At 71.6% G+C, this 23,832-nt stretch carries 20 protein-coding genes; 8 read left to right on the forward strand and 12 right to left on the reverse strand.

Features of this window, described 5'->3' with window-relative positions:
• Positions 1–98 precede the first annotated feature (98 nt).
• A complete protein-coding gene (locus ABZ714_RS22620) occupies positions 99–2,633 on the forward strand; it encodes a galactose oxidase early set domain-containing protein (protein WP_358827102.1) in 2,535 nt (844 codons plus the stop codon).
• A 27-nt stretch (positions 2,634–2,660) separates the two neighbouring features.
• Here the strand turns inward: ABZ714_RS22620 and ABZ714_RS22625 are convergent, their stop codons facing one another.
• From ABZ714_RS22625 to ABZ714_RS22635, 3 genes are all read right to left on the reverse strand, one after another.
• Complete coding sequence (locus tag ABZ714_RS22625; RefSeq protein ID WP_358827103.1) at positions 2,661–3,356, reverse strand: TetR family transcriptional regulator; 696 nt, start codon at positions 3,354–3,356, stop codon at positions 2,661–2,663.
• Positions 3,357–3,360: 4 nt separating this feature from the next.
• Entirely contained in the window at positions 3,361–4,977 is a 1,617-nt protein-coding gene (locus ABZ714_RS22630) for an MFS transporter (RefSeq protein ID WP_358827104.1), read from the reverse strand.
• Between the two features lie 172 nt (positions 4,978–5,149).
• Positions 5,150–5,845 carry a hemolysin III family protein gene (locus ABZ714_RS22635; RefSeq protein WP_358827105.1) on the reverse strand — a complete coding sequence of 232 codons (696 nt, stop codon included), beginning with the start codon at positions 5,843–5,845 and terminating at the stop codon, positions 5,150–5,152.
• A gap of 260 nt (positions 5,846–6,105) precedes the next feature.
• Between ABZ714_RS22635 and ABZ714_RS22640 the strand changes: the two genes are divergently transcribed.
• Positions 6,106–7,944 (forward strand): phosphoenolpyruvate carboxykinase (GTP), encoded by a 1,839-nt coding sequence (locus ABZ714_RS22640; protein WP_358827135.1) that lies wholly within the window; start codon positions 6,106–6,108, stop codon positions 7,942–7,944.
• Positions 7,945–8,127: 183 nt separating this feature from the next.
• Here the strand turns inward: ABZ714_RS22640 and ABZ714_RS22645 are convergent, their stop codons facing one another.
• From ABZ714_RS22645 to ABZ714_RS22680, 8 genes are all read right to left on the reverse strand, one after another.
• Positions 8,128–8,598 carry a hypothetical protein gene (locus tag ABZ714_RS22645; protein ID WP_358827106.1) on the reverse strand — a complete coding sequence of 157 codons (471 nt, stop codon included), beginning with the start codon at positions 8,596–8,598 and terminating at the stop codon, positions 8,128–8,130.
• A 58-nt stretch (positions 8,599–8,656) separates the two neighbouring features.
• Positions 8,657–10,456 carry an alpha/beta hydrolase gene (locus tag ABZ714_RS22650; protein WP_358827107.1) on the reverse strand — a complete coding sequence of 600 codons (1,800 nt, stop codon included), beginning with the start codon at positions 10,454–10,456 and terminating at the stop codon, positions 8,657–8,659.
• A 7-nt stretch (positions 10,457–10,463) separates the two neighbouring features.
• Entirely contained in the window at positions 10,464–10,922 is a 459-nt protein-coding gene (locus ABZ714_RS22655; RefSeq protein ID WP_358827108.1) for a hypothetical protein, read from the reverse strand.
• 173 nt (positions 10,923–11,095) lie between these two features.
• Positions 11,096–11,479 (reverse strand): hypothetical protein, encoded by a 384-nt coding sequence (locus tag ABZ714_RS22660; RefSeq protein ID WP_358827109.1) that lies wholly within the window; start codon positions 11,477–11,479, stop codon positions 11,096–11,098.
• A 99-nt stretch (positions 11,480–11,578) separates the two neighbouring features.
• Positions 11,579–12,790, reverse strand: a complete 1,212-nt coding sequence (locus ABZ714_RS22665; protein ID WP_358827110.1) for a pyridoxal phosphate-dependent aminotransferase — start codon at positions 12,788–12,790, stop codon at positions 11,579–11,581.
• Between the two features lie 191 nt (positions 12,791–12,981).
• On the reverse strand, positions 12,982–13,215 hold the full coding sequence (locus tag ABZ714_RS22670) for a chaplin (RefSeq protein ID WP_358827111.1): 234 nt from the start codon (positions 13,213–13,215) through the stop codon (positions 12,982–12,984).
• A 234-nt stretch (positions 13,216–13,449) separates the two neighbouring features.
• A complete protein-coding gene (locus ABZ714_RS22675) occupies positions 13,450–13,860 on the reverse strand; it encodes a rodlin (RefSeq protein ID WP_358827112.1) in 411 nt (136 codons plus the stop codon).
• A 663-nt stretch (positions 13,861–14,523) separates the two neighbouring features.
• Positions 14,524–14,928: a rodlin gene (locus tag ABZ714_RS22680; protein ID WP_358827113.1), complete on the reverse strand. Its 405-nt coding sequence runs from the start codon at positions 14,926–14,928 to the stop codon at positions 14,524–14,526.
• Between the two features lie 266 nt (positions 14,929–15,194).
• On the opposite strand from ABZ714_RS22680, the gene ABZ714_RS22685 reads away from it, so the two are divergent.
• The gene (locus ABZ714_RS22685; RefSeq protein WP_358827114.1) at positions 15,195–15,434 is read left to right on the forward strand and encodes a chaplin; all 240 of its coding nucleotides are present in this window, start codon (positions 15,195–15,197) and stop codon (positions 15,432–15,434) included.
• Positions 15,435–15,596: 162 nt separating this feature from the next.
• Here ABZ714_RS22685 and ABZ714_RS22690 read toward each other — a convergent pair whose 3' ends face one another.
• Positions 15,597–15,896, reverse strand: a complete 300-nt coding sequence (locus ABZ714_RS22690; protein WP_358827115.1) for a hypothetical protein — start codon at positions 15,894–15,896, stop codon at positions 15,597–15,599.
• A 280-nt stretch (positions 15,897–16,176) separates the two neighbouring features.
• On the opposite strand from ABZ714_RS22690, the gene ABZ714_RS22695 reads away from it, so the two are divergent.
• The 5 genes from ABZ714_RS22695 (at position 16,177) to ABZ714_RS22715 (ending at position 23,511) form a co-directional block, all read left to right on the forward strand.
• A complete protein-coding gene (locus tag ABZ714_RS22695) occupies positions 16,177–17,286 on the forward strand; it encodes a DUF3344 domain-containing protein (RefSeq protein ID WP_358827116.1) in 1,110 nt (369 codons plus the stop codon).
• A gap of 61 nt (positions 17,287–17,347) precedes the next feature.
• A complete protein-coding gene (locus ABZ714_RS22700) occupies positions 17,348–18,586 on the forward strand; it encodes a glycosyltransferase family 4 protein (RefSeq protein ID WP_358827117.1) in 1,239 nt (412 codons plus the stop codon).
• On the forward strand, positions 18,583–20,139 hold the full coding sequence (locus tag ABZ714_RS22705; RefSeq protein WP_358827118.1) for an exopolysaccharide biosynthesis polyprenyl glycosylphosphotransferase: 1,557 nt from the start codon (positions 18,583–18,585) through the stop codon (positions 20,137–20,139). The genes ABZ714_RS22700 and ABZ714_RS22705 overlap by 4 nt, the downstream gene beginning before the upstream one ends.
• Before the next feature lies 1 nt (position 20,140).
• Positions 20,141–21,643, forward strand: coding sequence for an O-antigen ligase family protein (locus ABZ714_RS22710; protein ID WP_358827119.1), 1,503 nt, complete (start codon positions 20,141–20,143; stop codon positions 21,641–21,643).
• Positions 21,640–23,511, forward strand: coding sequence for a lipid II flippase MurJ (locus tag ABZ714_RS22715; RefSeq protein ID WP_358827120.1), 1,872 nt, complete (start codon positions 21,640–21,642; stop codon positions 23,509–23,511). The genes ABZ714_RS22710 and ABZ714_RS22715 overlap by 4 nt, the downstream gene beginning before the upstream one ends.
• Positions 23,512–23,832: the final 321 nt, after the last annotated feature.

Below are 23,832 nucleotides of genomic sequence, written 5' to 3' on the forward strand. Positions count from 1 at the left end.
GCCCGGTGAGCCCCGGCCGCCGCCCCGTCCCGTGAGAGCCGCCTCCGGGACGGCACCGATGTGCGAGAGCACCGAACGCAACAGGGAAGGAGGACCGCATGCCACCAGCGATACGCCGCCGCAGAGCCTCCGCGCTGCTGGCCGTCGCGGCGATGAGCGCCGCGCTCCTCGTCACCTCGCCCACGCCCGCGACCGCCGGGCCCAATCTGATCCGCAACCCCGGCTTCGAGACCCCCGGGGGACCGGGTGGCGACGGTCTGCCCGAGTGCTGGCAGAAGGCGGGCTGGGGCGACAACGACGTCACGTACCAGACCGTCGCCGACGCCCGGACCGGATCCGCCGCCATGAAGGTGTCGCTGACCCGCCGGGTGTCCGGCGACCGCAAGGCGCTGATCTCCGAGAGCTCGCTCTGCGCCCCGGCCGTCGTCCCGGGCCGTCAGTACGACCTCTCCCTCTGGTACAAGAGCACCACACCCGACACCGCCGTCACCCTCTTCCGGCGTGACACCGTCAACGGCTGGCAGTACTGGACGGATCTGATGTCCCCGCCGGCCAGCCCGACCGCCTACGCGCGGGCCGAGGTGCGCACCCCGGCGATCCCGCCGGGCACCGACCGGATCGCCTGGGGCGTGTCCGTGTACGGGATCGGCTCCGTGACCACCGACGACTATGTGATGGAGGAGGTCGGGGTCCCGGTACCGCAGCCGGGCTGTACCGGTACGGCCGAGGAGTGCGCCCGGGGCCGCTGGGACGTACTGCCGACCCAGAACCCGGTCCGTTCGATGCACTCGGTGGTGCTGAAGAACGGCAAGGTGCTGGTGATCGCGGGCTCCGGCAACGACCCGCTGGCCTTCGCGGCGGGGACGTTCACCTCGGCCGTGTACGACCCGGCCAACGGTTCCTGGCGGCAGATTCCCACCCCGGCCGATCTGTTCTGCGCCGGTCACGCGCAGCTCGCCGACGGCAAGATCCTGATCATGAGCGGGAACAAGGGCTATCCGACGGCCGACGGCAGGCTCGGCTACCAGGGCCTGAAGGACTCGTACCTCTTCGATCCGGACACCGAGCGGTACATCCGTACCAACGACATGCACGACGGCCACTGGTATCCGTCGGCGACCGTACTCGGCAACGGTGACGTGATCTCCTTCGGCGGGCTGAAGGAGGACTCCACCGGCAATGTGACGGCGGAGAAGTTCTCCGCCGCGCAGAACCGCTGGCTGCCGATCAACCAGGTCAACCAGACCTGGTCGTACTGGGGCCTGTATCCGTCGATGATTCTGATGCAGGACGGCCGGCTCTTCTACTCGGGCAGCCATGTCTTCGGCAACGGCACCCCGGGCACCGGCGCCTCGATCTACGACTACGACCGCAACACCATCACCGACGTCCCCGGGCTCCAGAACAAGGACGAACGCGACCAGTCGGCGAGTGTGCTGCTGCCGCCCGCGCAGGACCAGCGGGTCCTGACCATCGGCGGCGGCAACAACGAGCGGAACCCGGTCGCCAACCGGCTCACCGACATCATCGACCTCAAGGAGCCCAGCCCCCGCTACCGGGCGGGCCCGCTGCTGCCGCAGGGCGAGGTCGACCAGGGGCAGGGCCGCCGCCCGCAGCGGGGCGCCGAGGGCAAGATGTACGTCTCCGCCGTACTGCTGCCGGACGGGAAGGTGTTCGAGACCGGCGGCGGACTCCACGACCGGGCCGATCCGGTGTTCGAGGCGTCCATGTTCGACCCGGTGACCAACACGTACCAGGCGAACATGGCGAGGGACCCGATCCCGCGCGGCTACCACTCGTCGTCGTTCCTGCTGCCCGACGGCCGGGTGATGTCGGTCGGCGACAACCCGGGGAACAACAGCTGGAACCACAATGTGTCCGTCTACAGCCCGCCGTATCTCTTCAGGGGCGCCCGGCCGGAGATCACCGCGGTGCCGGACAACCGCTGGAACTACGGCGACACCCAGCGGATCACCGTCAACCGGCCGATCGCCAAGGCGGAGCTGATCCGGCCCGCGGCGGTCACCCACTCCTCCGACCCCAACCAGCGGTTCGTGGATCTGCCGCTGACCGTCCACGGGGGCAACCAGATCGATCTCAATGTCACCAGCAACCCCAATCTGGCGCCCCCCGGCTGGTACATGCTCTTCGCGGTGGACGCCAACGGGGTGCCTTCGGTGGCCAAGTGGGTCCAGCTCGGCGGTGCCGCCGCGGCGGCGAAGGCGAGCGGGCACCACGGCCACGCGCCCGCGCCCAATGTGCACGAGTTCGCGGACGCGCTGGAGAAGCCCGCGAAGCCGAAGCTGAGGAAGCGGGACTCGGCACCGGTCAGCCCGAAGATCGCGGGCTGTGAACCGGCGTACGGGACCCCGGGCGTCTGCGTTCCCGTGACGTTCCCGAAGTCGGTGGCGGCGACCCCGGAGGCCCGCTGCGAGTGGCTGGCGCAACGGGACTTCGGGGCGCTGAAGGCCAACGGCCGGGCGGATCCGCTGGGTCTGGACCGGAACAAGGACGGGCGGGCCTGCGGAAAGGGGGATCTGCGGTCCGTACCGAAGCCCGAGCCCAAACCTCGGCCGAAGCCCGAGCCTCGGCAGCAGGAGGAGAGCTCGCAGGGGCACGGCGGCGGCCACTGACCGCCGAAGGCCCCCGCCCCGGCGGGGCTAACGGGTAGGGGAGGGGCCCTCGGGACGCAGCCGCAGACCACCGCGGAGCTGCCCGAGGGCCTCGTCCACCACGGCCATCAGATCGCCCCCGTGGCCCCGCTCGGCCCACACCAGCAGCGCTTCGCGCAGTACGCCCGTCACCGCGGCGGCGAAGACCCGGGGGCGCAGATCGTCCCGGTCGACCCCGTCGCGGTCGGCGAGCGCCCTGATCAGCACCTGCGAGGTCTCCGCCATGGTCTCGGTCATCCGGGCCCGTACCGCCGGGACCTCCAGGATCAGCCGGGTGCGTTCGACGACCGCGTCCCCGTCGGAGGCGGCGAACACGGCGAACCCCTCCCGGAAGACGATCATCAGCGACTCCAGCGGGTCCTCGTCGGCGGGCCGGGCCCGCAGCAGCCGCTCCAGCACCGGATCGAACTCGTCGGTGAGGACGATGTCCTCCTTGGTGGGGAAGTAGCGGAAGACCGTCGAGGGGGAGACCTCGGCCGCCCTGGCGATCTGCTCGACGGTGGTCGCCTCGTACCCCTGTTCGGCGATCAGCCGGTACGTCGCCTCGCGGATCGCGATCCGGGTCTTCAGCTTCTTCCGCTCGCGCAGACCCAGCTGCGGCGGCGCGTCCGGCTCCCCGGCCGACGGCCCCCGCGCGCCGGGGGACGACGGTCGGCCTGCGGATCCGGGTGCGATGACGGTCATGGGGTCATTGTGGGGCATCTGTCCCCGGCGTATCCACGGCCGTACGGCCCTCCCGGCCCGACCTGTCCGCCGGATCCGGTCCCGCCGGGTGCGCCGCAGGGTCCGTGCCCTTCCGGCGCACCGCTTCCCGGTCCGTGCCCTTCCGCGCCGGGGCGAGCGCCGCCACCGCCGGCGCCGCCGCCAGCGCGGCGATCCCGCAGACCAGCAGGGTCAGGGACATGCCCCGGGAGAAGGCGTCGGCGGCGGCCCCGGTCAGCGCCGGATCGCCCAGTTCGGCGGCGACCCGGTGGGCCGCGACCACCGACTCCTCGGCCCGTTCCGCGACCGCCTCCGGCAGCCGGGAGGTGTCCAGCCGGGCCGCGAAGACGGAGGCCAGCAAGGATCCGAAGACCGCCACCCCGATCGCCGCCCCCGCCTGGCGGAGCGTCATCAGCAGTCCGGAGCCGCTGCCCGCGCGGTCGGTGGGAAGCGAGCCGAGGGCCGTGTCCATGGCGGACACGATGGCGAAGCCGAAGCCCAGCGACAGCACCGAGAGCCAGAGCGCGACGAAGCCGTAGCCGTCGTCCGGGCCGCCCCGGCTGCCGAGGAACGCGGCGAAGGAGATGACCACCAGACCGGCCGACATCACGGCGTACGGGCCGAACCGCGCGGCCAGCGGCGGTACGGCCTTCGCCGCCGCGACCGGCCCGAGCATCAGCGGCAGCAGCCGGACCCCGGTCCCCAGCGCGTCGTACCCGAGCACGGTCTGCAACTGGAGCGGCAGGGTGAACAGCAGCCCGGACGCGACCAGGGTGACCAGGGTCGCGGTGAGCGCCGGGAGCAGAAAGGCCCGGTCGGAGAGGAGCGCCGGATCCAGCATGGGCCGTACGGAACGCCGCTCCCGGCCGACGAGTCCGGCGACGGCCGCCGCCCCGAGCGCGAACGCGCCGACCACCAGCGGATCGCCCCAGCCGCGAACCGGTGCCTCGATCACCCCGAAGACCAGCGCGCCGAGGCCGAGGACGGTCGCGGCGGTCGCCAACGGGTCGACCCGGGGCGCGGCCGGGTCCCGGGACTCGGGGAGCAGCAGCAGGCACGCGGCGATCCCGAGCGCCACCATCGGCACGTTGAGCAGGAAGATCGAGCCCCACCAGTAGTGGTCCAGCAGCCAGCCGCCGAGGATCGGCCCGAGCGGCATCCCCAGCGCCGAGGCGGCCGAGACGGCGCCGACGGCCTTGGTCCGCTCGGCGGGCTCGGTGAAGAGGGTGGGCAGTACGGAGAGCGCCAGCGGCATCACGAAGGCGCCGCCGACGCCCATCACCGCCCGGGCCGCGATGACGGTGGCGACGTCGTCCGCGAGCGCGCCGAGCACCGAGCCCGCGAGAAAGATCCCGAGCCCGGCCAGCAGGGTACGGCGGCGGCCGAACCGGTCACCGACGAGCCCGGCCGGGAGCATCAGGGCGGCGAAGAAGACGACATACGCGTCGGCGGTCCACTGCGCCTCGCCGGTGGAGGCGCCCAGATCGTCGGCGATCGCCGGCAGGGCGACATTGAGGATCGTCAGATCGAAGCCGAGTACCAGCATGCTCGTCACGAGCGCGCCCAGGGCCCACCAGCGCCGGTCCACACCGATCACCTCCACAGAAGATACGAGAGTTGCTGTCAAATGACAGTAACTCTCAGAATCGTGTCGAGGTCAAGGCGGCCGAGGCGGTGGGTGCCGTACGGAATGCGAAAACGCCGGACGGCCGTGGCGCGCTGTGCGCCACGGCCGTCCGGCGGTGGTGGTGATCCGGGTCGTCGGACCCGGCCGTCTATGCCTGGTAGGCGATGAGGGAGATGCCCACGTAGTGGGCGACGAAGGCCGCCAGGGTGAAGGAGTGGAAGACCTCGTGGAAGCCGAACCAGCGGGGTGACGGGTTGGGCCGCTTGATCCCGTACACCACCCCTCCGGCGCTGTAGAGGAGTCCGCCGACGATCACGCAGATCAGGACCGCTATCCCGCCCGCCCGCAGGAAGTCGGGGAGGAAGAAGACCGCGACCCAGCCCATCGCGATGTAGCAGGGCGTGTAGAGCCAGCGGGGCGCTCCCACCCAGAACACCCGGAACGCTATCCCCGCCACCGCCGCCGCCCAGACCGCCCACAGGAGGGGCCGGGCGGTGGAATCCGGGAGCAGGAGCATCGTCAGCGGGGTATAGGTGCCCGCGATGATCAGGAAGATATTGGCGTGGTCGAGCCGGCGCAGTACGGCCTCCCCGCGCGCCGACCAGTTCCCCCGGTGGTAGAGGGCGCTGACCCCGAACAGAAGGCAGGCGGTCAGGGTGTAGATCGCACAGGCCAGCCGGGCGCGCGGCGAGCCCGCGAAGGCGGTCAGGGCGAGTCCGGCGACCAGGACGGCCGGGAACATTCCGGCGTGCAGCCAGCCGCGCAGTTTCGGCTTCACCGGAAGTGGCGACGGTATCGCGGTCGCCGGGGTCGCGTCGGGCGCGTCGGGCGCGGCAAGCGTCATAAGGGGATGGTAGCCAGCGCCCGCTCCGTCCGGTACGCCCGCCCGGATGGCGGTATCGGAAGAGCCCCGCGCGAGGGCATCGTCACACGTGGCGATGCTCACGTGAGAGGACCCCTGGACAGATGGGCACTCGCCACCCGATGATCAGATGAGTGCGGTCGGCACCGGATGAGCGCGGTACGGCATCCGGGTCGCAGCCCCCACGGGGCAGACAGTTCACCAAGAACCCTCGACAAGGAGCGATCGTGGCGCGCGACGCTGTGCTCTCCGGGAACGCCCCCCACAGCCCCGGGGCCCTCGGCACCCTCCCCACCAACCACCAGGAGCTCATCGCCTGGGTCGACGAGATCGCGTCGATCACCCAGCCCGACCGGATCGTCTGGTGCGACGGCTCCGAGTCGGAGTACGAGCGTCTGTGCGAGGAGCTGGTGGCCAAGGGCACCTTCACCAAGCTGGACCCCGTCAAGCGCCCCAACTCGTACTACGCCGCGTCCGACCCCACGGATGTCGCCCGGGTCGAGGACCGCACCTTCATCTGCTCCGAGAAGGAGGCGGACGCCGGACCGACCAACCACTGGAAGGCCCCGGCGGAGATGAAGGAGATCTTCACCGGCGCCGACGGCATCTTCCGGGGCTCGATGCGCGGCCGGACCATGTACGTCGTCCCGTTCTGCATGGGCCCGCTGGGCTCCCCGCTCTCCGCGATCGGCGTCGAGATCACCGACTCCGCCTACGTCGCGGTCTCCATGCGGACCATGACCCGGATGGGCCGGCCCGTCCTCGACGAACTCGGCTCCGACGGCTTCTTCGTCAAGGCCGTCCACACCCTCGGCGCCCCGCTCGCCGACGGCCAGGCCGACGTCCCGTGGCCGTGCAACAGCACCAAGTACATCTCGCACTTCCCCGAGACCCGGGAGATCTGGTCCTACGGCTCCGGCTACGGCGGCAACGCCCTGCTGGGCAAGAAGTGCTACGCCCTGCGGATCGCCTCCGTGATGGCCCGTGACGAGGGCTGGCTCGCCGAGCACATGCTGATCCTCAAGCTCACCCCGCCGCAGGGCGCCCCGAAGTACGTCGCCGCCGCCTTCCCGTCCGCCTGCGGCAAGACGAACCTCGCCATGCTGGAGCCGACGATCCCCGGCTGGACCGTGGAGACCATCGGCGACGACATCGCCTGGATGCGGTTCGGCGAGGACGGCCAGCTGTACGCCATCAACCCCGAGGCGGGCTTCTTCGGCGTCGCCCCCGGCACCGGCGAGCACACCAACGCCAACGCCATGAAGACCCTCTGGGGCAACGCCGTCTTCACCAATGTCGCCCTCACCGACGACAACGACATCTGGTGGGAGGGGATGACCGAGGACACCCCGGCCCACCTCACCGACTGGAAGGGCAACGACTGGACGCCCGCGACCGGCACCCCGGCCGCGCACCCCAACGCCCGGTTCACCGTACCCGCCGCGCAGTGCCCGACCGTCGCCCCCGAGTGGGAGGACCCCAGGGGCGTACCGATCTCGGCGATCCTCTTCGGTGGCCGCCGCGCCTCCGCCGTACCCCTGGTCACCGAGTCCTTCAGCTGGCAGCACGGCGTCTTCCTCGGCGCCAACGTGGCCTCCGAGAAGACCGCCGCCGCCGAGGGCAAGGTCGGCGAGCTGCGCCGCGACCCCTTCGCCATGCTGCCGTTCTGCGGCTACAACATGGGCGACTACATGGCCCACTGGATCAAGGTCGGCCAGAGCGCCGACGCGGCCAAGCTGCCGAAGATCTACTACGTCAACTGGTTCCGCAAGAACGACCGGGGCGAGTTCGTCTGGCCCGGCTTCGGCGAGAACAGCCGGGTCCTGAAGTGGATCGTCGAGCGTCTCGACGGCCGCGCCGAGGGCGTCAAGACCCCGATCGGCGTACTGCCCACCGCCGACGCCCTGGACACCGACGGCCTGGAACTCTCCGCCGGGGACCTGGACTTCCTGCTGAAGGTCGACCCGGAGATCTGGCGCGAGGAGGCGGCCCTGGTCCCCGAGCACCTCAACACCTTCGGCGACCACACGCCCAAGGAGCTGTGGGACGAGTACCGCGCCCTGGTGGCCCGCCTGGGCTGACCCACCCCGAGACCGGGGACGGGCGCGCACGAACGCGTCCGTCCCCGAGCGGCGGTCCTGCCGACCACACCGCCCTGACCTGTGGAGTTGTCCTCCCGGTCCGCCGCCCCCGGCCCCCGGCGCCTACCGACCAGGCACCGGGGGCCGAGGTGTGTCCCGGCTACGGGTGGGTACGGGCGGGGCTCAGTAGCCCTCGACCTTCTCGCCCTCGGGCACCTCGTAACAGCCGGAGATCACATGCAAGGTCAGGCTCGGCCGCTTGTCCTTCGCCTTGTGGACGATATTCACGCTGAACCGCTTCTCGTCGTGGTCGGCGGTCAGATTGAGATTCTTGTTCTGGCTGGTGTCGTACTCGTACTGGACGATCTTCCAGCCGAGGGCGGGCAGCTCTGCCTTGAGCTGCTCCATCACACCCGCCAGCTTCTCGGGCGCCTTCGGGAAGAAGTTCATCGGATGGAAGGTCTGGAAGTACTTCTCCGGGTCCTTCCCGTCGCCGCACTCGGTGATCCTGACCCCGCCGGGGGAGTGTTCCCCCTCGGTCCTGATCAGGCCGAGCAGCTCCGCGCCGACCATCTCCGTCTCGTTCCTGGCATCACTGATCGTGCTGATGCCCGAGGAAGGAAGAGGATCCTCCTCCGGCGTTCCGTCACCCATGCCGCATCCCGTGATCAGAGTGAGTGTCAGTCCCAGCGAGAGCGCTGCGACCGGTTTCCTAGTCTTCAAGCTTCACGTTTCCGTAGTTGCCGACGACAACCTCCGCCTGGTTCTGCAGTGACCGGGTCCCGGCCTTCCAGTAGTCGCTGTGGTCCCTGGTGTCCGTGGTCATCTGGTTCGCCCCGAACAGGCCGTCGCTGGGGACGATCCCGGAAGCCACGTGATTGCCGATGATCTGGACGCCGCCGTGGGAGAAGCCGCCGATATCGGGCACGATGTCCCCGGGTGCCTCCTGGTTCCAGACCCGGCCCTTCGGCACGTCCAACTCCTCGGCCTTGCCCACCTGCATGCCCGGACTGCCCGCGACCACCACGTCATCGGCGTTGAGATCGCCCTGCCGGGCGGCCGAACCGATCACCGTCGAGCCGTAGGAATGGCCGATGACCGTGGTGTGCCCCGGTCCTTCGGCGGTTCTGGAGGAATCGATCCCGTCGAGGAACCGGTTGAGGGCCGGTGCCGCGTCATTGGCGTAGTGACTGAAGGGGGCGTCCTTCACGGGGTGGTCGGGTGCGTCATAGCCGATCCAGGTGATGGTGGCGACGGACTGGCCCTTGGCGGCGGTGTTCGCGGCCTCCCACATGGTCGTCATCCGGCTGATGTCGCCCCCGGCCTTCTCCAGGCTCGCCCCGGTACCGGGGACGTAGACCGCCGTATGATCGGCCGTATCGGGATTTCCATTGGCGACGATCGCGCGTCCGTCGCCTTCGGGGCTGAAGCCCAGCAGATACGCCTGCGGCAGCCCCTGCGTCCCCGTGTCGCCGAAGCGCTCGTCGATCCGGTCCATCCCCTTGAGGGCCTTGGTCAGCCGCTCGTGATCCTTGCCGTATTTCTTGTACCAATCCTGGTATTCGTCCGTCCGTACCTTCACCGGGAGCCGACCCCCGTTGATCCAGGTGTACTTGTTCTCCGGCGCGGGTGGGATCTGGCTCAGCGACAGCCGGTACTCGCCCTGCTTCTGCGCCAGTACCGTACGGTTCGCCTCGTCCCGGACATCGGACGGCAGTCCGTCCAGCGCGCCGATACCCGCCGGGTTCATCGAGATCAGCGCGTTCCGCTCCTCGTCCGTCAGACCGCGCCACCACTCCGCGTTCCGGGCCGGGGAGGCGTCCTTCGGCGCGCCCTCGATCGTCGCCAGATACGTACCGGCCGCTTCCCGGACCCCACCGGTGTCGGCCGTGGTGTCCGTCCAGTCCCGGGCCGAGACGGTCAGATCGTCGTCCGCCTTCAGGGCCCGGAGCTTCGGAGCCCACTTCCCGTCGGCGGCGGTGGCCTCCGCCAGCGCCCTGGTGATCTGTACCGCGATGTCATAGGCGGGACCCGCGTACGGGTTGGGGTCGATATAGGCGGCCTGGCGAGCGATGCCGTAGGACACCGGGTGGTCGATCCCGGAACTCCGGGCCGAGCCCCCTTCGGGGATCTTCCCGTCGACCTTGTCCGGGCCTGCCGGATAGGTCACCGTCCCGTCGTCGTTCACCGAGAACTTCCGGGCCTCGGCGTCCGAGAGCGCCGCGTCCAGCTTCTGCTTGGCGGCGGCCAGATCGAAGGCGAAGCCATTGAGCGCCGTACTGATCACACCGCATTCGACCTGGGTGTACTGGAAGTTCTTGGCCAGCTCCCGGATCTCGCCCAGCGCCGCGTCCAGGGCCTCGCCCTTCAGACCGGCCTTGCGCATCCCGGTGATCACGCCGCTTTCGATCTGGTCCTTCGCCGACTGCGCCATATCCGCGAGGGCGCGGTAGCCGTCGGCGGCGCCCTCGAACTCGGCGGGCTTCAGGGCCCTCAGGGTCTTCAGATCCACGGCGCCGTCACCGGCCCGTCGGTGCGCCGACGACGTCGTCGCGGTCGGAGAACTCCGCCCGGACCTTGTCGACCTCGGCCTTCACGGCTTCATCGGTCAGCAGCAGATCCCGGCCGACCTTCTCCAGAATCCCCTGGAGGCTGCCGCAGCGGCGGCCGACCTCCTCGGTGTACTTCTTCCAGGAGGCATAGACCTCCTGCTGGGCCGCCGCCGTCATACAGCCGTCGGTCGCCCCGAGCCCGGTTTGCCCCTGTTCCGCCTTGCCTGACGCCGTGCCGATACCCGTCCGTAAGGAGCCGATACCGTCCCCCGCCGCCAGCCACGCCTGCCGACTGGACTGCACCCCGCCCGTGACCAGGCTCGTCGCGGGGCCGCTGTCGTCCGGTGGTAACCCGTTCAGCCGCATTCCGGGCGCGTTCCGCTCCGCCACATCCGCCTTGATCTGCTCCCACTCGTCCCATGCCATGCGTGCTCCCCCGGCCGCTGTACCACTGACACGTACCTCTGCAGAATTTCCCCGACCCTACCGGCCGTACGGAGGCGCCGCCGGTGCCTGTGGATATCGCCGAGACCCCGCCCCCCGCAGCGGGTGACGGGGGCTCGGTTCTCTGCGGTTCCCGGTTTCCCCGGCGGTACGCCTCAGGCGACGGCCAGGCGCAGTTCGTCGATGGACGCGGCATGCGCGTCCATCCGCTCGGCGGCCAGGATCGCCACCGTGGTGTCCGCCCGGGACGCGGCCACGACCAGCGCCCGCCCGGCCAGGGCATGCGCCCTGCGGTGCAGCGCCGCCGGATCGGTTCCGCTCAGGGCGGTGTGCCGGGCGGGCGGTGCCCCGCGCAGCCGGGCGACCTCGGTCGCTATCCGGTCGGCGGCGGTGGCCAGGGCCAGCTCGTCGGTAACGGCCAGCAGTGCGGAGAGATGGCCGGCGAGCTGAATGTCCAGCTCGTCCTCGCGCGATCGATGAGGGTACGCGGGGCTTTCGGCCATCGAGTGGACAGACCTGGTGCGGATCGGCTCGTACATGAAGATGGCCTCCTGCTCACTGTCAGGAGACCATCCTACCTTGGATTCAGTCTAAAGTTCGCCGAAGTCGGAAAAGGGGCTCCGAGCTGCCGGAACGGATCAGTGCTGCCCGTAGCCGTCCAGGAAGGAGCCGATCCGGGTCACCGCGTCGGTGAGGTCGTTGACGGCGGGCAGCGTCACGATCCGGAAGTGGTCGGGTTCCGGCCAGTTGAAGCCGGTCCCGTGGACCACCATGATCTTCTCGGCCCGCAGCAGATCGAGCACCATCTGCCGGTCGTCCTTGATCTTGTAGACGTCCGGGTCGAGCCGGGGGAAGAGATAGAGCGCTCCCTTCGGCTTGACGCAGCTCACCCCGGGGATCCGGGTCAGCGCCTCGTAGGCGGCGTCGCGCTGCTCCAGGATCCGGCCGCCGGGCAGGACGAGGTCCTCGATCGACTGCCGGCCGCCGAGCGCCGTGGCCACCGCGTGCTGTGACGGCATATTCGCGCAGAGCCGCATATTGGCGAGGATCGTCAGACCCTCGATGTACGAGGAGGCGTGCGTCTTCGGGCCGCAGACCGCCAGCCAGCCGGAGCGGTATCCGGCGACCCGGTAGTTCTTGGAGAGCCCGTTGAAGGTGAGGACCATCAGATCGGGGGCGATCGCGGCGGTCGGGGTGTGGGTGGCGCCGTCGTAGAGGATCTTGTCGTAGATCTCGTCGGAGCAGACGACCAGCCGGTGGCGGCGGGCGATCTCGGTCAGCGACCGGAGCATCTCGTCGTCGTAGACCGCGCCGGTCGGATTGTTCGGGTTGATGATCACGATGGCCTTGGTGCGGTCGGTGATCTTCCGCTCCAGATCGGCCAGGTCGGGCATCCACTCGGACTGCTCGTCGCAGCGGTAGTGCACCGCGGTGCCCCCGGCCAGCGAGACCGAGGCGGTCCAGAGGGGATAGTCCGGCGCCGGGACCAGGACCTCGTCACCGTCGTCGAGCAGGGCCTGCATCGACATCTGGATCAGCTCGGAGACCCCGTTGCCCAGATAGATGTCCTCGACATCGAGCGGGACGCCCTTGGTCTGGTAGTGCTGCATCACCGCGCGCCGCGCCGAGAGCAGGCCCTTCGCGTCGCCGTACCCGTGCGCGTCGCCGAGATTGCGGAGGATGTCCTCCAGAATCTCCGGCGGGCAATCGAAACCGAATGCCGCGGGGTTGCCGGTGTTGAGCTTGAGGATGCGGTGACCGGCTGCCTCCAGCCGCATCGCCTCCTCCAGCACCGGACCGCGGATCTCGTAACAGACATTGGCGAGCTTCGTCGACTGGATCACCTGCATGTGCGGAGCTTACGGCGGCCGGTCGAAGATCGCCGAGTGTTTTAGCCCACGTCGCGACCGTCTCCCCGGCGCCCGGAAGGGCTCCCGGGCGGGAAGCCCGGGAGCCCTTCCGGCGACATACACACCGAACGGCGCCGCACGCCACCGGGCAACGCCGGAGAAGGCGGCACGGCGATCGGCCGGCGCGGGTGTCAGGTGTTGGCGCAGACGTTGCCCAGGGTCGGGTTCAGCAGCGCGATGATGTTCACGGTGTTACCGCAGACATTGATGGGAACGTGTACCGGAACCTGGATCACATTGCCGGACAGGACGCCGGGGGAGTTGGCGGCGGCGCCATTGGCGTTCGAGTCGGCCATGGCCGGAGCCGCAGAGCCAAGCGCCAGCAGAATGCCCGCGACGAGGGCGGCAGCCTTCTTGTGCTTCATTTTCTCGATCCTTTCAGCGGTGGTGCCGAACGCGGGCACGACTCTCGCGCGCCGCGCCGACAGTTCCCTGTTCCATGGCGCCCCCGCAGATCTTGTAACGACTGCGTTCCCGTCCGGGAACCTCGGCTATAGCGACCAAGGGAAAAGTCACTCGTATGCGAGGGTCCGGACCGGGAAAAGGGGGGTGCCCCCGGGCGCCGAGCGCTCGGGGGCACCACTCGCGGGTCGGTCGGCTCAGTTGTTGCCGGCGCCGTTGCCCGAGAGGACCGGGATGTTGCTGAGGATGTGCGACAGCGGCTCGTCGCCCTTGGCCTGCGTCGAGTTCTCGGTGCACTGCTGGTTCTGCGGGGCCGACAGGATCGGGACGTCCTGGACGGCGATCGGGATGACACCGATCAGGGAACCGGCGTTGACCTTCGCCGGCAGGCCGATGCAGGGCTTGTTCAGCGACCCCTGGACGAGCGCCATCTGCGGGCTCATGTCACCGTGGGTGGCGGAGTTGCCGTAGGTCTGCGAGGCGCCGTTGCCGCTGAAGGACGTGGTGCCCGAGTCGTTGCCGATGGCCATGGCCGGAGCGGCCATCGTGGCGCCGGCGCCCACCATCGAAGCGGTGACCGCAGCGGTAGCCAGAATCTTCTTGATCACTTGATGTTCCCTTTTCGCTATGACGATCGATCGTGGAGCAGACTGATCAACTGCCCTCGATCCGTTTGGTTCCGCGCCTTCACCCGAAAGCCTGAGGGCGGCCGAATGGTCGACGCCCGGAATAATCGGAGGAGGATCGCCGGGGCGGCCCTCCTCCGACGGCGGCGGAGCGTGGCGCTTCTCCGGATGTGCCAGGCCAACTGGAAGCACGACTGCCCCACGACGCAATGCGCCGCCGGCTGGAGACAGACATCCGGCACGGATCCGATTCCACGGTCCGCGCGGATATTCAAGCACCACGGCACGGTCGGGCGGCCACCGATTCACCCGTTTGCCGGGTGAAGCTCCGCCGAATGATTTCCGTCGAAAGGATGAGGCATTCGGTGCAGAGTTTTCGATGAATCGATTCCGCGAGGCTCGGGGATCCGGTCGGCGGGATCCCGTACGGCGGAGGCGGAAGAGGGCGAAACGGCCGGAGGTCGTACGTCCGGAATCCGTGCGACAGTGATCGGATTCCGGATGGTATTCCGGTCCGCAGTTCGGGATTCCGGCTTGCGGAAAGCTGTCGCGAGCCCGTGGGCGGTCGGAGCCGGCCGGCGGAAAAGGGGGAAACCCCGGCACCGCGAGGATGCCGGGGTTTCCGTGCCGCGTCCGCGGCGGGCGTCAGCTGTTGGCCACGCCGTTGCCCGAGAGGACCGGGATGTTGCTGAGGATGTGCGACAGCGGCTCGTCGCCCTTGGCCTGCGTCGAGTTCTCGGTGCACTGCTGGTTCTGCGGGGCCGACAGGATCGGGATGTCCTGGACGGCGACCGGCACCAGAATGCCCACGAGGGAGCCGGCGTTGGCCTTGAGCGGCAGACCGACACAGGGCTTGTTGAGGGAACCCTGGACCAGGCCGAGCTGGGGGCTCATGTCGCCGTAGGTCTCGGAGTTGCCGTAGCTCTGCGACGCGTTGTTGCCGCTGACCGAGGTGGTGCCCTCGTGATCGCCGATGGCCATAGCCTGCGTGGCGCCCGCGCCGACCACGGAGAGGGAGACCGCCGCAGTCGCCATAACCTTCTTGAGCATGTTCCGTCCTTCTGTGTCGTGGATGCCCACTACCGGAGCGCCCTGACAACAGAGCCCCCCGAAGTTTGGTTCTCCCGGTTCACCCCAACGGCTCACCCGGCCCCGGGACGCTGACGCGGAACCGCGCCGGTCCCCGGCTCCATTGGGCCGAACGGGGGTCCCCCGAGGTGTCGCCCGTGTCTCCACCGGGCATCGGCCGTTTCGATCTGTGTGAGCCCTTCACGCGGGGCATAACGCAGAAATTCGAACAGAAGGTGCTATATCCCATGAAGACTGCCAAGAAGGCCGCTGTGGTGCTCGCCACCGCCGGTCTCGCCGCCGGTGCCGCCGCTGGTAGCGCGTTCGCCAGCAGCAACGCGAACGGCGCCGCCGCGAACTCCCCGGGCGTCCTGTCCGGGAACGTGGTGCAGGTCCCGGTCCACGTGCCGGTCAATGTCTGCGGCAACTCGATCAACGTCATCGGGCTGCTCAACCCGGCCTTCGGCAACACCTGCGTCAACGGCTGACGTACCGCGTCGGCGACAACGGGTGGTGCCCCCGGCTTCCCGCCGGGGGCACCACCCTTTCCTTTTCCCGGGCCCGTGCCGTCGGGCCGGGACGGACCGGGGCGCCGCCCCGGAGCCGCCCGTACGGCCCCCGGACAGCGCCCCGGCGCGCGGTCGACGGCCTCAGTTGCCGAGGCTGATCCCGCCCAGCATCGGCGTGGCGCCGGCCGCCGTCTGCAGCACCTTCTCGGGCGCCTGGCCCTTAAAGCTGTTGAGCTGCATCGCCGTGTCCGCGACGTCCTTGACCGCGTTCCCGCTGCCGCCGTTGAGCAGCGGCGTCTCGCTCACGATCTGGTTGAGACCGCCGTTGAGGCTCATCGGGGGCATGGCCGACGGAGTCGCGGTCGCGGCCGTCGCGGGCCCCGCCGCGCCGATCGCGGCCACCGAACCGACGACGAGCGCGGCCACCCTCGCATACTTCATCTTTTCGCATCCCTTTCTCCGGCGGCGGAGTTCGCCGCCTTCGCCCTGGACAACGAGACCCGGGCCCCGGGGTTATCGCCCGGTCCCGGCCGGGAAACCGAAACCGTCATAACGAGCGGCTCCGGAAAAGGATGCGCCCGATCACTCGAAAGTCTCTTTCGGGTGGTCCGTACGTTGCCGAGCCGGTAATACAGGCGCGTCCGGCGTGATTACCGACGGTTCATCTGCCAAAGTGCCAACTCCTGTTTTTGTCAGGTTGACCGAGTGGGAGAGGCACCCCATGTCGAACGCGTCGGGTATCCCGGGCCGTGGCACCCGCGGGGCCGTACTCCTGCTGACGGCCGCGGCCCTGCTCGGTCTCACCGCCCAGGGGGTGGGCGCGGCCGGGGTCTCGGACCAGCCCGAGTCGCCCCGGATCCCCTTCGTCCAGCGCTACCACGCCGTCCAGCACGGGGGGATCGTCCGGACCGCCAACGCGGCCATCACCTGCCGGACCCCCGAGACCACCGGGGCGGCGCCCTGCGCCACCCCCCAGGGCGGCGGCCGGGGGGTCAACGGCGACTACGAGATGTTCTACACGGACGAGGACGACGACCCCAATACCTACAACTCCAGCCGGGCCCGGCTGGCGCTCCCGGCCGGTGCCAGGGTCAGCTATGCCCGGCTGTACTGGGGCGGCAACCTGCGGGTCGGCGAGCAGAAGCCGCCGGAGGACAACGGCCGGGTACTCGTCGCCGAGCCCGGGGGCCGCTACAAAGAGGTCCTCGCCGACACCACGATCGCGCACCGGGACGCCGACGGCGCCGACGCCTTCCAGGCGTCCGCCGACATCACCCCGCTGGTCCGGCAGGCCGGGGCGGGACTGTGGACCGTGGCCCAGATCAATGTCGCCATGGGCCACTCCAGGACCGGCGCCTGGGGCGGCTGGACCCTCGCCGTCGCCTACGAGGACCCGGCGGAGCCGCTGCGCCACCTCTCCCTCTGGGACGGCTTCCAGACCCTGAACGCCGAACACCCCTCGTACGAGATCACCCTCGACGGGCTGCGGGTACCGGCCGGGGCGAAGGGAATCGCGGGCATCGCGGGATACGACGGGGACCGCGGAGTGACCGGCGACCGGGCCCGCATTCGTACGAATACCGGAAAGACCTTCGAACTCGAAAACGCCGACAACCCGGCCGGGGACCTGATGAACTCCACCATCACGGGGCCCGGAACCGAGATCGTCAGACAACCCGCCCATAAGAACACCCTCGGCTACGACTCCGATGTTCTCGACATCGGTGCCGCACTGGTGTCCGGGGTCACCAGTTTGAGTTTCCGCTTCGAGACCGAAAACCTCGGATACTCCCTCGGCGTTCTCTTCGTACAGGCAGACACCCGCCGCTGACGTCCCCCGCGGCGCTGCTCGCCCCGAGCCTGATCCACCCCTCGTACCAAGAGAGCCGCACGTGCCGTACAGAACCCGGACCGAGCCGAGCCCACTGACCGTCCTCCACCTGGTGCAGCCGGTGGAAGGGGGAGTCGCCCGCGTGGTCACCGACCTCGTCCGGGCGCAGATCGCCGACGGACTGCGGGCCGAGGTCGCCTGCCCGCCGGGCGGCGAACTCGCCGAGCGCGCCGCCGAGGCCGGGGCCCGGGTACACGACTGGCCCGCGGTCCGGGCCCCCGGGCCCGGACTGCCCCGGGAACTGTGGACCGCCGCCCGGCTGATCCGCCGCAGCCGCCCCGACCTCGTCCACGCCCACAGCGCCAAGGCGGGGCTCGTGGCCCGGCTCGCGGTCCGCGGCCGGGTGCCGACCGTCTTCCAGCCGCACGCCTGGTCGTTCGAGGCCGTCGAGGGCCGGGCCGCCGAACTGTCCCGGGTCTGGGAGCGGTACGGCACCCGCTGGTCGACCCGGACGCTCTGCGTCAGCGAGACCGAGCGGCGGGCCGGGGAGAACGCCGGGATCGCCGCCCGCTGGGCCGTCATCCGCAACGGTGTCGACCTCGGCCGCTTCGGACCGGGCGAGCCGCCGCCGCCCACCGTCCACGACGACCGTACGAACAACGGCGACGGCGGTACGGCGGGCCGGGACCGGCGGCGGGAGCGCGCCGCTCTGCCCGAACTCACCGGCGTCCCCGACGACGCCCCCGTCGTGCTCTGCGTCGGCCGGCTCTGCCGCCAGAAGGGCCAGGACGTCCTGCTGGCCGCCTGGCCCGAGGTCAGGGCAGCCGCGCCCGGGGCCCGGCTCGTCCTCGTCGGTGACGGCCCCGACCGGTCCGCGCTCACCCGGCTCGCCCCGCCCGGGGTCCGCTTCGCGGGTGCCATCCGCGACGTCCGGCCCTGGCTGCGCGCCGCCGACGTCGTCGTCCTCCCGTCCCGCTGGGAGGGCATGGCCCTCGCCCCGCTGGAGGCCATGGCCTGCGGACGGCCCGTGGTGGTGACCGATGTCAGCGGCGCCCGGGAGAGCCTGCCGCCCGGCCACGACACCCACGCCCTCGTACCGCCGGAGGATCCCCGGGCCCTCGCCGCCGCGCTCGGCGCCCTGCTGGCGGACCCGGGGCTGCGGGACCGCCTCGGCCGGGAGGCCCGGGACCACACCCGGGCGACCGGCGACGTCCGCCGGACGGCCGCCGCCGTCTCCGGCCTCTACCAGGACCTGCTCAACTCGCCCCCCACTTCGACGAGGAAGCGCATCAGGCGATGACGACGGAGAGCGCCCCCGCACCCCACCAGCACCGTGCCGTCCCGGTGCCCACGGTGTCCACTGCGGGCGCCGCGGCCCTGCGTCCGCCGCGCCGTGCCGCCCGGCACCGGCGTCGCGCGGCGGGCCGGGCCGTCCGGCGGCGCGCCGGAACCGGACTCGGCCCCGGGGCGGGCCTGTTCGCCGCCGACGCCGCGGCCCTCGCCCTGACCCCGCTGCTGGCGCCGTCGCCGCCGTGGCCCGCGGCCGGGGTCGCCGCCGCCGTACTGCTCCAGCCCGCCGTCCACGCCTGCCGCGGCCTGTACCGGCCCCGGCTCTCCCCGTCCGCCCTCGCCGAACTGCCGAACCTGGCCCTGCTCGCGCTCCTCCAGTGGCTGGTCCTCAACGAGACCGCCACCGCCTACGCCCCCGAACGCGCCCTCGGCTGGGGCGCCCTGCTGCTCGCCGCCGCCGTACAGGCCGTGCTGTGCTGTACCGCCCGCGCCCTGCTGTACGAGGCCCGCCGCCGGGCCGGGGCCCGCCGCCCCCGCTCCGTACTCGTCGTCGGCGCCGGACCGTTCGTCCCCCGGGTCACCGCCGCCCTCGCCGACCACCCCGGCTACGGGATGCGGCCGGTCGGCCTGGTCGGCGCCGCGCAGCCCTTCGCGCCCGTCCCGGCGCCCGCCGTCGTACCCGTCCCGGCACCCGGCGGCGACCACCCCGAACGGACCTGCGGCCCGGCCCTGCCGCTGCTGACCACCGCCGAGGACGTCCGCCGGGCCGTCGTCCAGAACGCCGTGCGGGACGCCGTCTTCACCGAGCAGCCCGGCGCCGACCACGAATCCTCCGCCCTCGTCGCCCTGTTCGCCGCCCACGGTGTCCGGCAGTGGCTGATCGACGGCGGCGCCGCCGGGGGCAATCTGTGGCGCCGCGCCGCCGGCCCCGACCATCTGTGGGGCTTCGCCGTCCAACCCCTGCGCGGCGGGCTCCACCGGCCCGTCGCCCGGGCCGTGAAACGCGTCATCGACACCGTGCTCGCCGGTCTCGCGCTGCTGGCCGCCGCGCCCGTACTCGCCGCCTGCGCCCTCGCCGTACGTCTCACCGGCGGCCCCGGGGTGATCTTCCGACAGGAGCGGATCGGCCTCGACGGCCGCCCCTTCACCCTGCTGAAGTTCCGCACCCTCGCGCCCGCCGACGAACACGAGTCCGCCACCCGCTGGAACATCGCCTTCGACCACCGGATGAACGCCACCGGCAGTCTGCTCCGCCGGACGTCCCTCGACGAACTCCCGCAGCTGTGGAACGTGGTCCGCGGCGATATGAGCCTGGTCGGGCCACGGCCCGAGCGCCCCTACTACGTCGGCCGGTTCAGCCATCTCCACCCCGGCTACGCGGCCCGCCACCGGATGCCCGTCGGACTCACCGGCCTCGCCCAGATCCACGGACTGCGCGGCGACACCTCCATCGAGGAGCGGGCCCGCTTCGACAACCACTACATCGAGACCTGGTCGCCCTGGCAGGACCTCTGCATCATGGCGCGGACCGCCGTCTCCCTGTTCCGGCTCGGAGGCAGCTGACATGGCCGCTCCGCGGGCCCTGCCCCGACCGCGCCGGGCCGGCGCCCCGACCCCGACGCCGCCACCCCCGGGCCCCAGGCCGATTCCGTGGGAGCTGCTGCCGCTGATCGTGACGGTGCTCCTGCTCGCCGTCCCGCTGCCCTCGGGCGCCTCCGGCGGCGGGGGCGTCGGACCCGCCGACATCGCCTCCGGCGTCCTGGTCGTCTGCTGTCTGGCCCGGGTGCTGCGGACCAGGGCCAGGCCCCTGAGCCGTACCGCCGCGCTCGTCGTCGGCGCGCCCGCCGCGGCGATCGCCGTCGCCACCGTCACCGCCGTCGACCCGACCGCCGCGCTGCCCGGCTTCGTCCGCTACCTCCAGGTCTTCGTCCTCGTCCCGGCCGCCGTCGTCCTGCTGGTCCGCGACGCCCGCGACTTCCGCGCGGTCACCGGCGCGCTGGTCGTCCTGGCCCTGGTCCAGGGCGCGATCGGGGTGCACCAGTACGCCACCGGCACCGGCGCCTCCTATATGGGCGAGGACGTCCGGGCCGTCGGCACCTTCGGCCCCACCGACGTCATGGGCATGGCCACGGTGGTCGCCTACGGGCTCCTCGCCGCCGCCGCCCTCGCCCTGCGGACGCCCCCCGGCGCCCCGGTCCGGCTCCGCCCGGCCGCCGCGGGCGCCGCGGTCCTCCTCGTCGTCCCCCTGGGGCTCTCCTTCAGCCGCGGCGCGTGGATCGCCACCGCCGTCGCGGCGCTGGCGATGCTGCTGCTCGCCGGGGTGCGGCGGGCCCTGACCGTGCTCGCGGTCGCCGCCGCCGCGACCGTCGTCCTGGTCGGCGGCCTCGGGGTCGGCTCCGCGATGATCGGCGACCGGCTCGGCAGCATCACCCGCGTCACGGACACCCCGGACCGCTCGGTCACCGACCGGTACACCATGTGGGCGGCGGCCGGGAGCATGTGGCGGGAGCGCCCGCTCACCGGCGTCGGCCTGAAGGGCTTCCCCGACCACCGCGACTCGCACGCCGGGATCGGCCTCTCCTCGGGCAGCGACACGGCGGGCGCGGGCCGGGAGTTCCTGCGCCAGCCGCTGCTCTCCCCGCACAACATGTACCTCCTCGTCCTGAGCGAACAGGGCCTGATCGGGGCGACGGCCTTCGCGGGCAGCTGGGCCGCCCTGCTGGTCGGCGGCGTCCGCCGGCTGGTGGCCCGGCGCGGCGCGCTGGACTGCGGCCTGGCGGCGGTGGCGCTGACGCTCTGGCAGACGGTGGACTTCCTCTACGCGGACATCGGCGGCCCCTCCACGGTCCTCACCGGCATCGTCTTCGGCCTGGCGGCCCGGTGGGCGCTGGCCCCGCTGGGCGAGCCGGAACCGGCGGGCACGGGCGGGGAAGCCGCAGGCCCGGGTGTCGGTTCGGGTGGCGCGCGGGTGCCGCAGCCGGGCGCGGGTGACCGTACGGCCGCCGCGTCCGGGCCTTCCGTACCGCCGCCGCCCGCCGGGGTGTCCGCGTCCGGGACGGCCGGATGACGGGCGTGGATACCCGCGACGGTACGTCCACCACCCGGACCGAGCCCTCCCGGCTCGGCAACGCGCTCGCCCGGGCCGCCGCCGTCACCGCCGGACTGACCCTGGCGGGCGCCCTGCTGGGTCTCGTCCGCGACCAGGCGATCGCCCGGATCTACGGCGCGAGCGTCGAAAGCGACGCCTTCCTCATCTCCTGGACCGTGCCCGAGATGGCGGCGACCCTGCTGATCGAGGACGCGATGGCGCTGCTGCTGGTACCGGCGTTCAGCCACGCCCTGGCCCGGCGTACGGCCGTCGGCCCGGCCGCTGGGGCGCTCCCCCCACCGGGCCCGGAGGACCCGGTCCGCGAACTCGTCCGCCACACCTTCCCCCGGCTGTTCGCCGTACTCGCCGCGGCGACCCTGCTCCTGGTGGCCTTCGCCCCGCAGTTCGTGGCCGCCCTCGCGCCCGGGTTCGCCGATCCCGGACTGGCGGTCGACTGCACCCGGCTGACGGCCCTGACGGTGCTGACGTTCGGGGTCGCGGGCTACTTCAGCGCGGCGCTGCGGGCCCACGGCAGTTTCGTACCGCCCGCCGGGGTCTACGTCGCGTACAACGCGGGCATCATCGCGACCACCGTCGCCCTGCACTCCCTGTGGGGGGTCCGCGCGGCGGCGGCCGGGGTCGCGCTCGGCGGCGCGCTGATGATCCTGGTCCAGCTCCCGTCCTTCGCCCGCCGGGTCACCCCCCGCCGCGCCGCACCTCCTCGCACGTCCTTCCCCCGTCCCCGCAAGGGCGTCCCGGCGGAGCCCTCAGGGACACGAGCCACCACGGACGGCCCGCATCCGCCTGCGCCGGGGCCCGGATCCCATGACGACGGGTCCGACGCCGGGCACCCGGGGGCGCGAGGAACCGCGCGAGCAACCACGGACGGCCCGCAGTCGAAGCGCTGCCCCACGGCCCCCACCCCGGGGCCGGGACACCGCGCCCATGACGACCGGCCGGACGACCCCGAGGCCCCCGACCACATCCGGCTCGGACTCGCCCTGCTCGCGCCCGTCGTCCTGTTCGCCGTCAGCCGCCAGTCCCAGGTCCTCGTGGAGCGCTTTCTCGCCTCGTCCCTCCCCAGCGGCGCCATCTCGCATCTGAACTACGCCCAGAAGGTCGCCCAGATGCCGATGGTGCTGTCGCTGATGTTCTGCACCGTCACCTTTCCGGCCGTCGCGCAGGCCATGGCCGAGGGCGACCGGGACCGGGCCCGCCGCCGGGTGGAGAACGATCTCGCGCTCGCGGGCCTCGTCGTCCTGCTCGGTACGGCCCTGATCCTCGGCTACGCCCCGCAGATCATCGAGGTCCTGTTCCAGCGGGGCGCCTTCGGCGCCGGGGACACCGAGGCGACCGCGACCGTGATGCGGGTGTACGCGGCCGGGCTCCTCGGCCACACCCTGGTCGGCGCGTTGTGCCGGCCGTTCTTCTCCGCCGGACGGCCCACCTGGTATCCGGCCGCCGCGATGGCCGCCGGTCTGGCGGTGACCGTGGCCGTCGGCGCGGCGGCCGTCGGCCCCTGGGGTGTCTACGGCATCGCCGCGGCCAACGCGGCGGGCATCAGCACCACCGCCCTGCTCCTGCTGCGCGGCCTCGGTTCCCGGGTCGTCGCCATCCGGGTCAGGGCCATCACTCCGGCACTCGGGCGGCTCGCGCTCGCCGCCGGGTGCGCCGCCACCGCCGGACGCCTCGCCGCGGGCACGATCGACTCGGCGCTGCCGAGCCTGGCCGTGGGCTGTCTGCTCGTCCCCGCCGTCTTCGCCGTCACCGGGCTCGCGGTCCGAGCCCCCGAAGTCGTCCATCTGCTGGCTCTCACCCGACAGAGGATCGCCCGACATGTCAGCTGACACGGCGCCGCCGTCGCGCCACCAGACGATCGCCGCCCGCCCGGTCCCGTCCGCCGAGCGGGCCCGGCACCGGGCGGCGGGCCGTCCGTGGCGGATCGTACGGTTGCTTCCCGCGTCCCTCCGGTTCCGGGCCGAGCCGCCGTGCCCGCCCGCCGTCGGAGGAACCCCGACCGCACCCGTCACGGGGCCCGGCGGACGGGCCCTCAGGGGCGCGGGGGCCTGCGCGAACAGCACCCGGCCGTCCTACGCGGACAGCTCCCGCCCGTCCCGTGCGGACGGGACCCGGACGCAGTCCCCGCGCCGGGACGCCACCGGAGCGCC

It is taken from the genome of Streptomyces sp. NPDC006798 (assembly GCF_040635975.1).
Taxonomy (GTDB): Bacteria; Actinomycetota; Actinomycetes; order Streptomycetales; family Streptomycetaceae; genus Streptomyces.

Bases quoted from the DNA above. Each gene is read 5' to 3' on its own strand.
- ABZ714_RS22690 (WP_358827115.1), bottom strand. From the start codon at position 15,896: ATGAAGTATGCGAGGGTGGCCGCGCTCGTCGTCGGTTCGGTGGCCGCG.
- ABZ714_RS22625 (WP_358827103.1), bottom strand. From the start codon at position 3,356: ATGACCGTCATCGCACCCGGATCCGCAGGCCGACCGTCGTCCCCCGGC.
- ABZ714_RS22655 (WP_358827108.1), bottom strand. From the start codon at position 10,922: ATGGCATGGGACGAGTGGGAGCAGATCAAGGCGGATGTGGCGGAGCGG.
- ABZ714_RS22680 (WP_358827113.1), bottom strand. From the start codon at position 14,928: ATGCTCAAGAAGGTTATGGCGACTGCGGCGGTCTCCCTCTCCGTGGTC.
- ABZ714_RS22660 (WP_358827109.1), bottom strand. From the start codon at position 11,479: ATGTACGAGCCGATCCGCACCAGGTCTGTCCACTCGATGGCCGAAAGC.
- ABZ714_RS22710 (WP_358827119.1), top strand. From the start codon at position 20,141: ATGGCCGCTCCGCGGGCCCTGCCCCGACCGCGCCGGGCCGGCGCCCCG.
- ABZ714_RS22620 (WP_358827102.1), top strand. From the start codon at position 99: ATGCCACCAGCGATACGCCGCCGCAGAGCCTCCGCGCTGCTGGCCGTC.
- ABZ714_RS22695 (WP_358827116.1), top strand. From the start codon at position 16,177: ATGTCGAACGCGTCGGGTATCCCGGGCCGTGGCACCCGCGGGGCCGTA.
- ABZ714_RS22715 (WP_358827120.1), top strand. From the start codon at position 21,640: ATGACGGGCGTGGATACCCGCGACGGTACGTCCACCACCCGGACCGAG.
- ABZ714_RS22705 (WP_358827118.1), top strand. From the start codon at position 18,583: ATGACGACGGAGAGCGCCCCCGCACCCCACCAGCACCGTGCCGTCCCG.
- ABZ714_RS22635 (WP_358827105.1), bottom strand. From the start codon at position 5,845: ATGACGCTTGCCGCGCCCGACGCGCCCGACGCGACCCCGGCGACCGCG.
- ABZ714_RS22645 (WP_358827106.1), bottom strand. From the start codon at position 8,598: ATGGGTGACGGAACGCCGGAGGAGGATCCTCTTCCTTCCTCGGGCATC.
- ABZ714_RS22670 (WP_358827111.1), bottom strand. From the start codon at position 13,215: ATGAAGCACAAGAAGGCTGCCGCCCTCGTCGCGGGCATTCTGCTGGCG.
- ABZ714_RS22665 (WP_358827110.1), bottom strand. From the start codon at position 12,790: ATGCAGGTGATCCAGTCGACGAAGCTCGCCAATGTCTGTTACGAGATC.
- ABZ714_RS22685 (WP_358827114.1), top strand. From the start codon at position 15,195: ATGAAGACTGCCAAGAAGGCCGCTGTGGTGCTCGCCACCGCCGGTCTC.